The sequence below is a fragment of the Pseudarcicella hirudinis genome (genome assembly GCF_900115665.1).
Lineage (GTDB): Bacteria > Bacteroidota > Bacteroidia > Cytophagales > Spirosomataceae > Pseudarcicella > Pseudarcicella hirudinis.
In genome coordinates this window covers 35,724-48,323 of record NZ_FOXH01000006.1, presented here as the reverse complement: position 1 = coordinate 48,323, position 12,600 = coordinate 35,724, and the positions used below count along the sequence as shown (strand labels likewise).

General features: G+C 40.6%; 13 protein-coding genes. 11 read left to right on the top strand and 2 right to left on the bottom strand.

What is annotated here, in order from left to right; genetic code table 11:
- The first annotated feature begins 17 nt into the window (after window positions 1–17).
- From BM179_RS12070 to BM179_RS12025, 10 genes are all read left to right on the top strand, one after another.
- Window positions 18–1,448: a class I adenylate-forming enzyme family protein gene (locus tag BM179_RS12070; RefSeq protein ID WP_092017130.1), complete on the top strand. Its 1,431-nt coding sequence runs from the start codon at window positions 18–20 to the stop codon at window positions 1,446–1,448.
- Window positions 1,449–1,482: 34 nt separating this feature from the next.
- Window positions 1,483–2,139, top strand: a complete 657-nt coding sequence (locus tag BM179_RS12065) for a 4'-phosphopantetheinyl transferase family protein (protein ID WP_092017128.1) — start codon at window positions 1,483–1,485, stop codon at window positions 2,137–2,139.
- Window positions 2,140–2,151: 12 nt separating this feature from the next.
- Window positions 2,152–2,907 carry a thioesterase II family protein gene (locus BM179_RS12060; RefSeq protein WP_092017126.1) on the top strand — a complete coding sequence of 252 codons (756 nt, stop codon included), beginning with the start codon at window positions 2,152–2,154 and terminating at the stop codon, window positions 2,905–2,907.
- A gap of 38 nt (window positions 2,908–2,945) precedes the next feature.
- Window positions 2,946–3,602 carry a tetratricopeptide repeat protein gene (locus tag BM179_RS12055; RefSeq protein ID WP_092017124.1) on the top strand — a complete coding sequence of 219 codons (657 nt, stop codon included), beginning with the start codon at window positions 2,946–2,948 and terminating at the stop codon, window positions 3,600–3,602.
- Between the two features lie 65 nt (window positions 3,603–3,667).
- Window positions 3,668–4,417, top strand: a complete 750-nt coding sequence (locus BM179_RS12050; RefSeq protein WP_092017122.1) for a 3-oxoacyl-ACP reductase family protein — start codon at window positions 3,668–3,670, stop codon at window positions 4,415–4,417.
- A gap of 20 nt (window positions 4,418–4,437) precedes the next feature.
- The gene (locus BM179_RS12045) at window positions 4,438–5,661 is read left to right on the top strand and encodes a beta-ketoacyl-[acyl-carrier-protein] synthase family protein (RefSeq protein WP_092017120.1); all 1,224 of its coding nucleotides are present in this window, start codon (window positions 4,438–4,440) and stop codon (window positions 5,659–5,661) included.
- A gap of 46 nt (window positions 5,662–5,707) precedes the next feature.
- Window positions 5,708–6,220, top strand: a complete 513-nt coding sequence (locus BM179_RS12040) for a 3-hydroxyacyl-ACP dehydratase FabZ family protein (protein WP_092017118.1) — start codon at window positions 5,708–5,710, stop codon at window positions 6,218–6,220.
- Between the two features lie 34 nt (window positions 6,221–6,254).
- A complete protein-coding gene (locus BM179_RS12035; RefSeq protein WP_092017116.1) occupies window positions 6,255–7,493 on the top strand; it encodes a beta-ketoacyl synthase N-terminal-like domain-containing protein in 1,239 nt (412 codons plus the stop codon).
- A gap of 23 nt (window positions 7,494–7,516) precedes the next feature.
- Window positions 7,517–8,215 carry a DUF2306 domain-containing protein gene (locus BM179_RS12030; RefSeq protein ID WP_092017114.1) on the top strand — a complete coding sequence of 233 codons (699 nt, stop codon included), beginning with the start codon at window positions 7,517–7,519 and terminating at the stop codon, window positions 8,213–8,215.
- 14 nt (window positions 8,216–8,229) lie between these two features.
- Window positions 8,230–9,438, top strand: coding sequence for a lysophospholipid acyltransferase family protein (locus tag BM179_RS12025; protein WP_092017112.1), 1,209 nt, complete (start codon window positions 8,230–8,232; stop codon window positions 9,436–9,438).
- Window positions 9,439–9,461: 23 nt separating this feature from the next.
- On the opposite strand, the gene BM179_RS12020 is transcribed toward BM179_RS12025, so the two are convergent.
- Window positions 9,462–10,178, bottom strand: a complete 717-nt coding sequence (locus BM179_RS12020) for a siderophore-interacting protein (RefSeq protein ID WP_092017110.1) — start codon at window positions 10,176–10,178, stop codon at window positions 9,462–9,464.
- A 110-nt stretch (window positions 10,179–10,288) separates the two neighbouring features.
- On the opposite strand from BM179_RS12020, the gene BM179_RS12015 reads away from it, so the two are divergent.
- Window positions 10,289–11,278, top strand: a complete 990-nt coding sequence (locus tag BM179_RS12015; protein ID WP_092017108.1) for a helix-turn-helix domain-containing protein — start codon at window positions 10,289–10,291, stop codon at window positions 11,276–11,278.
- 207 nt (window positions 11,279–11,485) lie between these two features.
- Here BM179_RS12015 and BM179_RS12010 read toward each other — a convergent pair whose 3' ends face one another.
- Window positions 11,486–12,493, bottom strand: coding sequence for a sugar phosphate isomerase/epimerase family protein (locus tag BM179_RS12010; RefSeq protein WP_092017106.1), 1,008 nt, complete (start codon window positions 12,491–12,493; stop codon window positions 11,486–11,488).
- Window positions 12,494–12,600: the final 107 nt, after the last annotated feature.

The following is a 12,600-nucleotide window of genomic DNA, read 5'->3' as shown; positions in this document are numbered from 1 at the left end:
CATAAACTCAAAGTGAAATGTACACCAACGAATTAATAGCAAAGATTCGGTCAAATCATACAGGGCTGCTAGGAAAAACAGCCCTGATTGAAGGCCGGGAGTCCTTGACTTTCGGGGAGCTCTGGGATCTCAAAGACCAATGCTCCGAAAAGTTACTGAGCCGGGGTGTATGCAAAGGAGACGTGGTGGCAATCAGAAGCGCCAACAGTATCAGACTGGGAATTTTTTTCCTGGCATTGGTTGACATCGGAGCGGTTCCTTTTGTAGTAAATTACAAACTGGATGTCCTGAAAATCGACACCCTGAATATCTCGTTTTTTCTGGTGAATAATAAGCTCATGTCTGGTGGAACCAGCCAGGAATTAGCAGAAGAAGATTTCAGAAAAGAAGACTGGGATGATTATTTTACCCTTTTCAGAAACAAAAAACAGTTCAAACCAATCACTGACGGAGCATTTCTTGTAACCAGTTCCGGCAGCAAGGGAAGTCCTAAAATTGTGAAACTGACTGTACAGGGAACCATCCGGAATATCCAGTCGAATACCGAAGCTTTGTCTATCAGAGATACAGATATTACGGTGGTGGCCCTGCCGATGGGATATTCTTACGGACTGGTTGGACAGTTTCTTAGCCACCTGTATGTCGGAGCAACCATTATTCTTACAGACGGGAAATTTTTTCTGGCAGAGATTGGCAGCCTTCTTAATAAATACAGGGTAACTACCCTGTTTATGGTTCCACCGATGATTCGTCAGATCAATTACCTGCAAAGCAAGGGTTTTTATAAAATGAACACCAGCTCCCTGCGCTTTGTGACGATCGGCGGTAACCGGATGGAGCAAAGTTCTATCCTGAAAGCTATGGGTTTCTTTGGCTGCCCTATTGTGAAGACTTACGGTCTGGCCGAAGCTGGCCCGCGTGTATGTACTAACGTTATCCCTTCTCAGGAATATAGAGAAATCAATTCTGTCGGGAAAGCCAATAATGGAATCAAAGTATCAATCATTGATAAATCCGGAAATTCTCTGGCGGTTAATCAACTGGGAACCATCCATATTAACAGTCCCTCGGTGACTTCCGGATATCTGAATGCCAGACTGACCAGATTGATCAAACCGTTCAATGCCATTACGACCAAAGATATAGGATATATTTCTGAAACGGGAAACCTTTATATTATGGGCCGGAAAAAGGAATCTTTTTATATCGGAAAAAGACAGCTGTGGTTTCAGGAAATTGAAAATATCCTTTATTCGCATTTCAACCTGCTGAAATTATCCCTGGAAAAAGAAAACCGGAAAATAAAGATTAAAACAGTTTCCATGTATGATTATGCCGTCAACCCAGACGCCATCATAGAAAAACTCAGTGATACACTCAATACAGATGCGGGGAAAATGTTCAGGATTGAGATGATCAAAACCAATGAATTTTTAAGTGAAAAGTAGAGGATAAGATAGTTTTACTAAAACTGACTGTGGAATGCACCTTTTTTACACCCATATTCCGAAAGACTTTGATGCGACAGAATCTCTTCTGAAACTGCCACTGGCTTTACAGAAAAGACTGAAGCAATGCCCGGGAAAACAGGCAAGAAACAGGTCATTTACGGCAAAGATCCTTTTGGCCGAAGTACTGGCCGGAAAGTCCGGGATGAGCAAAGTCGCTCTGCTCAACAGACTGGTTTATGATATGCTGGGAAAACCGGAACTGAAAGGTATTCCAATGTTTTTCAGTCTTTCCCATGCCGGCAATCAGGTGGTTTGCCTGACCAATGAAATGGATGCCGTCGGGGTGGATATTGAGAGAAATACTCATCAGATCAATAGTAGCACTGCCTTTTTTCTCAGTAAAATAGAACAGCAAAAACTAAGTGCAGAAAACCTTGGGAATACTTATCTGCTGAAGAAATGGGTACAAAAAGAAGCCGTTTCCAAAGCTATCGGAAAAGGGCTGAGCCTTGGTTTTCATACGATTGAGTCCAGCGGGACGTATTGTTTCTGGAGAAATGAAAAATTTATGACGCATGAAGTAAATGTACATCCCGATTATTATTGCTATGTCGCCGGAAAAACAGGAAAAACAAAACCGGAAGTATCAGAAATCAGTTTCGAGAAGCTGTTAAATAACCTTATTTAAACCAGTAAGCACATGCAAAAAGTAAGACTGTTTTGTTTACCCTTTGTTGGCGGTAGTCAGTTTTCTTACACGCCGTTCAGACCGTATATGCCTGAGGGAATTCATATGATTTCTCTGGATCTGCCAGGTCATGGAACCTTGTTTACAGAAAAACCGCTGGATTGTTTGCATCAGATTGCTGATAATTTATTTGAAAGAATTGAGAAATACCTTGACGAACCTTACGGAATATTCGGACATAGTATGGGCTCGATGGTTAGCTTCCTGTTATTGCACCGGATCAGAGAATCCGGGTACCCGATGCCGGTTCATGTTTTCCTTTCAGGGAGAGGCGGAGCCTGTATCCATGAAAAAGAAAGAGGCGTTCATGAATTACCTACTGAAGAATTGCTTCTGAAACTGGAAAAGATGAGTGGTAAGTCTCAGAACCTGGCATCAAGTCCTAAAGCATTATGTCTTTATGAGAAAGTTCTGAGAGCGGATCTTGCAGCCCTTGATTTCTTTGAATATGAGCAGTTTGCGGGAGAGAAACTGGATGTAAACGCTACTATTCTGATCGGAACACATGATCTCTATACTGTGAAAGAAGCTTCTTTCTGGCAGAAAGAGTTCAGACCAAAAATCGACCTGAATATTTTTGAAGGAGGGCATTTCTTTATTTTCGATTACCTGAAAGAAATCTCTGAAATGATGGGAGAACAATTACTATCAACCTCAAATAAATTGATTTTACTGGAAAACTGGAGTTTAGGGAACCGCCTAGCCTGAAAGTTTTCTTTCAAAAAACAAGTTAAACAGATCAGCTCATGAAAAAACTAATTTTCTTACTTGCAGCCTGTTTGATAACCTGGGCCACAAGAGCCCAGTCAGACCGTTACACAACTGCGATGCTGCATAACATTGCCCTGATTGATTCTGCCAGAACAGTGGCAGAATTTCATAAATATTACCATAATTTCCAGAGAATAGGAGATGCGGAGAAGAAAGAATGGCTGCCTTATTATTATGCGGCTTTTTGTGAAGTGAGCGCAGCTTATGAAGAAAAGGATGTCAGCAAAATTGACGGATATTGTGATAAAGCAAGTGCATTACTGGATCATGCGGATAGCCTTTCTCCGCAAAATGCTGAAATCTATTGCCTGAGAGCTATGGTTTGTACTGCCCGGATCGAAGTAGATTTTATGAAAAGAGGAATGGAAATGGTAACACAGTCCAGAACTTATCTGGAAAAAGCCCTCTCTTTTGATGCAAAAAACCCCAGGGCGTATTATCTGCTTGGTCAGAATCTTTATAATATTCCTTCTGCTTTTGGAGGGGGAAAACAAAAAGCGGCACCGTTTTTCGAAAAAGCACTGACCATTTATGAAGAAAAGAAGGCCTCTGAGCAGGAAATTACAGTACACTGGGGAAGACCTCTGGCAAAACAGATGACAGAACTCTGTAAAAATATAAAGGGTAAATAGAAGAGCTGATATTTCATAAAATATTCTTAAAAACAGATCAATAACATATCTAAACCATCAATAAAATGATTTCGCAACCAAACGTAATCCTGGTTTCCGGAGGAAGCAGGGGAATAGGAAGAGCTATTTGTCTGGAATTGGCTTCCAGAGGAAATACCATTGTTTTTACTTACCTGAGTAATGAATCGAAAGCCAATGAATTAGTGCATGAGATTGAACAAAACGGCTGGCCGGCTCCTTTGGCTTACCAATGCGATATGAGCAGTTTCTCTGAAGTGCGTCAGTTGTTTCAGAAAATCAAACAGCACCATAAAAGAGTTGATGCTATTGTCAACAATGCAGGGATTTTAGGGGATGGGCGTCCTTTTATGCTGACTACAGATGATGGCTGGTGGAATGTTATTAAAACCAATGTGGCAAGTGTGACGAATACCTGCAGAGTGGCATTGCCAATGATGATTGCCCAGAAAGGTGGCAAAATCATTAACATGACTTCTCTTTCAGGGCAAAAAGGAAATCCAGGACAATCTGCCTATTCTGCTTCAAAATCGGCAATTGTTACCTTTTCCAAAGCACTGTCAAAAGAATGTGGTCAGTTTGGGGTAACGATCAACTGTGTTTCTCCCGGATTGATCGAAACAGATATGACCAGGGAACTGACTGAAGAATATTTTTCAACCAAAATGGCCAAAACGCCTTTGAAGAGAAAAGGCTCTCCGGAAGAAGTAGCCAATTTAGTAGCATATTTAATTTGTGATGCCCCGGCTTATATTGTTGGTCAGGAAATGACCATCGATGGAGGAATAGGCGGTTGATCTCTAAACCAATAAAAACGATGGAAAGAGTAGTAGTAACCGGATTAGGGGTACATACCTCTAACGGCCGCAACGTGGAAGAATTTAAAAACAGTCTTTATCACGGATTAAGCGGGTTAAGTCCAATTAATGAAAAACGTTTCTCCACAGAAGCGAAATGTTATCTGAATTCCCAGGCTTGTACCATCGACCAGGATTTCTATGAGTCGCTGGCAAATGAAGATGATACGATCCTGACCAAGATTTCTACAATGGTAATAGCCGATGCCTTGAAAGATGCAGCGGTAGATCTGTCCAAAATTAATAAACGCAGGTTAGGTTTATGCCTTGCTACAACAATCGGAGGGTCCTATCCCTTTATGAAGCTTACCCATCAGAGAGTTAGCGGACCTTTTGATTCCGTTGATTTTGATTTACATTTCAAAGGATCAACGCCGACTATTGCCGGAAATTTATTGAGAAACTTTGGTTTTTCAGGACCTACATCAACTATTTCCACAGCTTGTGCTTCAGGAACTAATTCAATCGGAAGGGCTTTTGACCTGATTTCCAAAGGAAGAATTGATATGGCAGTAGCCGGAGGAGTTGATATTTTCTCAGAGCTGACTTACAGCGGGTTTAACTCTCTTCAAAACCTGTCAAAATCTGTTTGCAGACCCTTTGACAAAGGAAGAGACGGCCTGACTCTGGGAGATGCCAGTGCTTTTGTCATTGTAGAAAGTTTGAGCGCTGCTCAAAAGAGAGGCGCTAAAATTTATGCTGAAATCAAAGGATATTCTGCCGCGAATGAAGCGTATCACCCGACTGCACCGAAACCTGACGGAAGCAATGCCAGAACGACAATGTTGCAGGCGCTGACACAAGGAAATATTCCGGTAGAAAAACTTGACTATATCAACGCACACGGAACAGGAACCGGAGCCAATGATGGCATGGAAATTAACGGAATCAAAAGCCTGGTCGGAGATGGACATGTATTCCTGAGTTCAACTAAATCAATGATCGGGCATACATTGGGAGCAGCCGGCAGTATTGAATTGATTGCCACTGTTTTAGGAATGCACCATGGATTTATTCCTCCTTCCTGCAACGTTTCTGAATCATTGATCGGAACCGAAGACAATATTGAACTGGTAGTAAATAAGGCCCTTGACTATGAATTTGATGTGGCCCTGTCCAATTCCTTCGGATTTGGCGGATGTATGGCATCCATTGCCATAGAACGTTTCAGTCAGGCCGCATAAAAGCAGTGTACAAAACGCTTATTATTACACTAAACCTCAAAAAATTATGGCAGCCTCAATTTTCCAGATTCCCTATGCGCAAGACCTGCTTCCGCACCGGGCCCCGATGTTATTGATTGATAAGATCGAAGAATACAAACCTGGCCTTTTTGTCAGAGTTAGTAAGCAGGTAGAAGCAGACAGCATGTTTTTCCAGGGACATTTTCCCGGAGAGCCGATTTTTCCGGGGGTAATTCTGGTTGAAATGATGTTCCAGAGCTGTGGTATTTTCGGTCGCCTTGAAGCGATGTTTACCAAATTTAAAGCACCTGACGGAGAAGCGATGCCGCCGATTAACAAACAGGCTGCTGATGAAAGTGCTAAGAGAACCGTGAAATCGGGAAGGGCGATTAAAATTGATAATGTGTCCTTTAACAAAGAAGTAAGACCGGAAGATAAACTTACCATTACTGTAAACCATAAATACAAAGTGCTCAATTATATGGTTTTTGATGCAAAAGTTGAAATTGACGGAAAGGGTGTAGCCGCGAAAGGAACCGTTACGGTGTTGATTTCATAATATTTAACTTCAGTTACTCTAAATCTAATAAAACATGGAAAACAAGAAGAAAATCGTTATTTCCGGCGGTGGGGTATTATCAAATATGGGGGTCGGATTAGAACAATTCTGGAACAGTCTTGTCAATAATGAAAAAGGAATTACCATCCGTGAAGAATGGAATATGCCGGAAGTCGGGGCTCAATATTTCGGAAAATGCCCTGATTTTAACTTTAAAGAACATTTTGAAAATATCCGTCCTCCTTTTCCGCTGAAATACTCTCAAATGGCAATGGTAGGTTGTAACCTTGCTATCAAAGACGCAGGCCTGGAGGTAAATGACGGGAATGCCGAAAGATTGGGTTTGTTAATTGATACCAGCTTTGGTGCCAGTTCTGCTGTGCAGGGCTTTCTCGTGAAATTATTTGAAGAAGGTCCGGGAAAAGTAAGCCCTTTTAATTTTACCAAAACAACAGTAAACTGTGCTTTGGGAGATGTTGCAAGAAATTTTGGTCTGAAAGGCCCGAGTTCTATGCTCATGGGTGAAAATACGGTTTGTTACGGTTTTGATCTTTTACAGGATGGAAAAGCAGATGTTATTATTTGTGGTGGTTTTGACGAAATCATTGATGTCCCTGTAATTGCCCACGACAAACGTAATTACCTGATTCCTCCGGTTAAAAATGGTGTTCAGGTTCCGTTTGAAGAAAACCTCAGCGAAGAAAGAGGAAAAATTGTTTTCGGAGAGGCTTCGGCATTCGTAGTACTTGAAACACTGGAACATGCACAGGCAAGAGGTGCTAAAATCTATGCGGAATTGGTTGATTATACTGTGATCGGTGATACCAGTTATGACGATTTTCTTTATCAGAGAAGCAATGAAGACCTTGACTATTCAATGACCAGCTTACTGGAAAGAACTGAAATTGATAAAGAAAATGTAGGTTTGGTGGTAGGCGGAGCTTGCCTTCCCTGGCATATCCGTGATTTCGAAGCATCTGTTATCAAAAATATCTGGAAAGATTCTTCAGTCTATTATACTACAGTGAAAGGAAAAACCGGAGAAACTTTCAGTTCTTCACCGATTATTTCTTTGCTGACCGGAGCAATGTGTTTAAGTGAAAATGCAGTAACAGGAACGGGTTATTCTCCGGAAGTGCTGAAAGGTATTGCTGAAAATATTCATATTCCGGAAACGACTTTACATCACGACAGCCAGAAACCTTATGCTTTGGTTAACTCTTTGCATAAAGGTGGAAATACAGTGAGCATTATGCTGAAAAAAGCAGCTTAAAACCTCTCTAAATGACATAAAAGATGGAAATATTTGTCAAAATACTCATTTATATACACGCCACAGCCGGAACGCTGGCTCTGGTTTCCGGTCCGGTAGCTATGCTTACCCGTAAAGGCGGCCCCGGGCACCGCTTATGGGGGCGATTGTATTTTTACGGAATGACGGGCGTTTTTGCAACTGCCGTAGTAGTGGCTGTTTACAAAAACCTGGTTTTCCTCCTGATGATTGCCTTTTTTAGCTATTATCTGGTTTGTTCCGGATACCGGGCATTATACCTCAAGAAACTTTCAAAAGGACAAAAACCGGCAAAGATCGACTGGATTCTGAATGCTGTGACAATCATTTTCTCCTTCTCTTTGTTCATCTGGGGGGTAAATACCTATTTTTTCAGACATGATTCGTTTGGAATGACCGGAATGGTGTTCGGAGCCTTATCGCTGTTGTTTATTTACAGAAATGTTAAGAAACTGTTATTCCAGCCAAAAGATGATTTCCACTGGATTTACAGCCATATTATGGGAATGGGTGGGGGATATATTGCCACTTTTACAGCATTTCTTGTGGTTAATGCCACCTTCAATAGTCCCTTGTTAGTCTGGTTGTCTCCTACAGTTATTGGTACTCCCATTATCATGTACACCAATGCCAGATTACGGAGAAAATACGTCCTCAGAAAACGTTTGGAAACAGTCGCTACTAAACCTAGTCTTGTTGTCTAAAATCATAATTTGTCATGAATCAGATATCTTTTCATATTCCGGAAGCCATGACTGCTTCTATTGAGCAGGAATATGCGCAAATGAAAACTATAATTGCTGATCGGGAAATCGTAAAAAAGAGGAGCCATCAGGTGAAAGATATTCATTTCCTTTCGGCTAACCTTCAGAGCTTTATGCCCGAAATAGAAGAAGAGGAGCATGAAGGTATTTATCTGAGACTGATCACGAATCATGCCATTCGTTCCAAAGATATCGGGTATCTGCAAAGCGGTAATCTCACCGGAATGAATTCTGTACAGGGATTATCCTTTCTGAAGGAATATACTGATAAACCGGGAATCTTCTGTACCTATCACATGGGTGCATATCGCGGGATTATCGGGATTCTTGCTTTCAATAATATTAATATTGCTTTGGTTGTAGATACCAAAACAAAAAACAGACAGGCAGATGAGGTTCTCAAAACGGTTTCTGACATAAATCGCCAGACAGGATTGAATACTCAGGCCAGGGTTCTGGATGCAGAAGCACTGGACATTGGGGTACAGCTTACGAAAGCCATTCAGGAAAAATATTCCATTGTCATCTTCCTGGACGGAAACTCAGGAAATGGCGGAGTTTATAAAAGAGACACAAAATCCCTGAAAGTGAAGTTTCTGAACAGTTATATCTGGTCGAGAACGGGAGTTGCGCTCATTTCCTATGCCACAAAAACACCAGTTATTCCGGTAATTTCCTTTTATGAAGCGCAGGAAGGAAAGACCTTACCAAAATCGACGTTCAGATTTTTTGATCCCATTGTTCCTGATTGGGGAAAGGTTCGTATGCAGGAATACGTCCATAATACCACCCGGCAATTGTATGGTGTTTTGGAAACTTATCTGAAGAAATATGTTGACCAGTGGGAAAGCCTTTTCTATTTTCATAAATTCATTGACCTTGAGTCAATTCCGTCTCAGAATAAGCCAGAGCTTGTTGAGTTTGAACAGGTAGATCCTGCGTTGAGGTTTAGATTTCATAATAAACAGTTTGGATTATTCAAGCTGAATGATGATTGTTATTTGCTGAATAAAAGAACCTATCAGACTTTTCCGTTGAAACCGGAAAGTTATGAGGCTTTATTCCGGTTGAATCAACCGATTTCCCTCAGAGAGATACAGACATTTTTATCTGAAAGCCAGATCAGAACATATCGGGAAACCGGGATTATTATCAGCGAATAGGAAAGAGATAATAAGGAAAGGTTTCACAGACCATGTTTCCCGTTGGCCCAATAGGGTTCAGTCTGAATATTCTGACTTTTTACCCCTTTTTTTCGTAACATTTTTCTGAAAGATTGGATAGATCCTGCTCTCCCTGAGAGATAGAAAGTGGCATTCTGCCAGTTTTTCCAGCATTTTTCATTGAAATCATTAAGATAAGTCTGCAGGTCTTCTTCAGACTTATCAATTACATCTGCTGTTAAACCTGAAAGAGAAACCCAGTTATGGTGTTCTTTTTCCAGCTCGAGCAGACATAAATATTCCTGCTGGTTTTGCAGAATAGACTCTTTCAGGCATTTAAATAAGCCCAGAGAGGTTTCATCTCCCCACAAAAAGTGGTATTTACTCTCTTCTTTGTATTTAAGAAATCCACCCGGTCCGAGAATTTTTGAGAAATCTCCTATCTTCAGATTTTCTGCCCATATACTGCCAATACCCTTACCATGCAGGTAAAAAAGTACTTCACAAATTCCCTGGTTGATGTCGTATTTTACCGGAGTGTAATGTCTGTACTCTGTATCACTGATTCTGAATTTAACCACCTGACCTGGTGTAAAAGGATTCTCTCCTAAATTTCCTTTAAAAACAACTTTTTTCAGTTTATCGGAAAGATATTCAACGGCTGAAACTTCTACGGGATGTATCTGGTTCCTGAACACAATTTCTATGGTGTCTCCAACCCATTTCGGAACTTTTGACATATTTGAACTAATTATGACGTTTAGTAATTAACTTTATACAAAGTTGCCAGTTTTTACTTAGCCGGAATTTACGTCAAACGGATTAAGTATTACGCTAAACGGATTATGTTATGCAATTTCGACTTACAGAAACCTCTTGCAATGAAATATTATATGAAGGCTCTCTCCCCGATGATTTCCATTCTGAAAAAGGACTGGAAGAACAAAAAATATTGCTTGACCACCGGAAGGGAAAAGCGGAAGTGACTGAATCCTGGTTCAGAGGAATGCACATCAATAGCGGAACCTTATTGTTGTATGATGATTTAAAATTGAAAGCAGAAACAGATACCTCTGTTTTGGAAATGCACTTTAGCCTGAGCGGAATCAGCGAGCAAAGGTTTGAAGGAGAAAGTAAATTATCAAGTTTCAGCCATCTTCAGCATAATTTCTATTACATGCCCTATGTAGAAGGAGAAGTTAGTATTAAGAAGCAAAATGGCCCCTGCCAGTTTTTTGAGGTACATCTGAGTGAGGAATATTTTAAACGCCTTGCTAATGAAGATTGCAGGATTCTGAGCAGGATGGCTGAAATGATAGACCGGAAAAGCGCTGTCATTATGTCTAAACAAAACCTGGTAATTACTCCTCAGATGCAGATGATTATTCAGGAAATAGTAAATTCTCCGAAAAAAGGGGTATTTAAAAGACTTTTTCTGGAAGCGAAAGTATTGGAGTTGCTGATGTTGCAGATAGAGCAGTATGAAGAAAATAACTCTTCCAAACTACAACTATTGACGATTCAGGAGAGCGATATGGCCAAATTACATCATGCGAAATTTCTGGTAGAACAAAACCTTTCCCATCCTTTATCTCTGAGAGAATTAGCTCATGAAGTCGGGCTAAATGATTTCAAACTCAAAAAAGGATTTAAGGAGTTATTTGGGTATACGGTTTTCGGGTATCTCCATGAATTGAGAATGCAGGAAGCTACCCGTCTTTTGCAGGATCGCCGGAGGAGTATCTCCGAGGTGGCAGAATATTGCGGATATGAATATGTGCAGCATTTTAATACTGCCTTCAAAAAGAAATTTGGATTAACTCCCGGAAATTACAGATAGGATAATAAATTGGCTCAGGCTGTTGGCAATCAGCTGTCGGCATTAACCTATTTTACAATATAAAGCATAAAAGTCCCTGGAATTGCCTTAGTATTTAGCAATTTCAGGGACTTTTCGGTTTTTCATTATTTTGAAAATAAAATGATTGCACACAAATAAAAAACTAATGCCGACGGCTGACAGCTGATTGCCGAAAGCCAAAGTAATTTACAACAATGCTTTTTCAAGTAAGGCTTTTGTGGCTCTGATTCCTGCGTCTTCATCCAGGTAATTTTCAGTTGCTCCCATCATTTTCATAAAACCTCCTTCATATTCAATTCCGATAAAACCTTTGAAATTTTTGCTGAGACCTGCTTTAACAATTGGCATCATTCGGGCAAAATCTGTATCGGTGCAATTTCCTTCACTGTCGAATGTATGGGTTTTAGCACTTACTCCCTTAGCAAAAGGCATCAGCTTTTTAACGCCATCGTATTTATCATATTCATGAAGAATTTTAGCATTTTTAAAACCTTCCAAAGTCATGGATTTAGGCTTTTCACGTTCTGTAAAATTGCCGAAATCAGGCAGACAGCCTGCATATGGATTTTTTACCTGTTTCAGCAGGCTCACAAGCCAGTCAGGATTGGTAGAAACGGTAATATGATTTTCGATGATAACACCTATTCCGGCTTTTTGTCCGTATTCTACCAGTTTTCCATAACCTTCCACACCAGCTTTCATAATTTCCTCCGGAGAACCATCGCCATCCATGTTGACTCTGATAGAATGACAGCCTAAAAACTTAGCAGCATCCACCCATTTGTAATGGTTTTCTACTGCTTCAAGGCGTTTTTTAGCATCACTTGCTCCTAAATCACCTTCGCCATCTACCATGATCAGGACGTTTCGGACGCCAAGATCGGAAGTTCTTTGTTTTAATTCCTGAAGATATGCTTTGTCAGCACCTTTCCCGTTCCAGAAGCCGGATACGTATTCTACGGCACTGATTCCGAAATCATTTTTGGCTTTGGCCGGAAAATCCATGTTTTTCAGTTTACCACTGAAAAGAGATCCTGCCAATGAAAATTCCGCCAGGGAAATCTCAAATAATGGTTTGGGTTTGGCAAATACCGATTCGGAAAAAGCAGTGGCGGCGGCGATCATACCAACCTGACTTAGAAACTGACGGCGATTAAAGGAATTTTTCTCTGTGGCTCCGGCTAGATGCTCCATGAATATTGAGATGTTGTTTTGTGTGTATGGATAAGTTAATTTTTTCTGAATTTTTTGGTAGAAAAATACCAAAAGATAGTATTATTTATATTCATTGTATCATTATG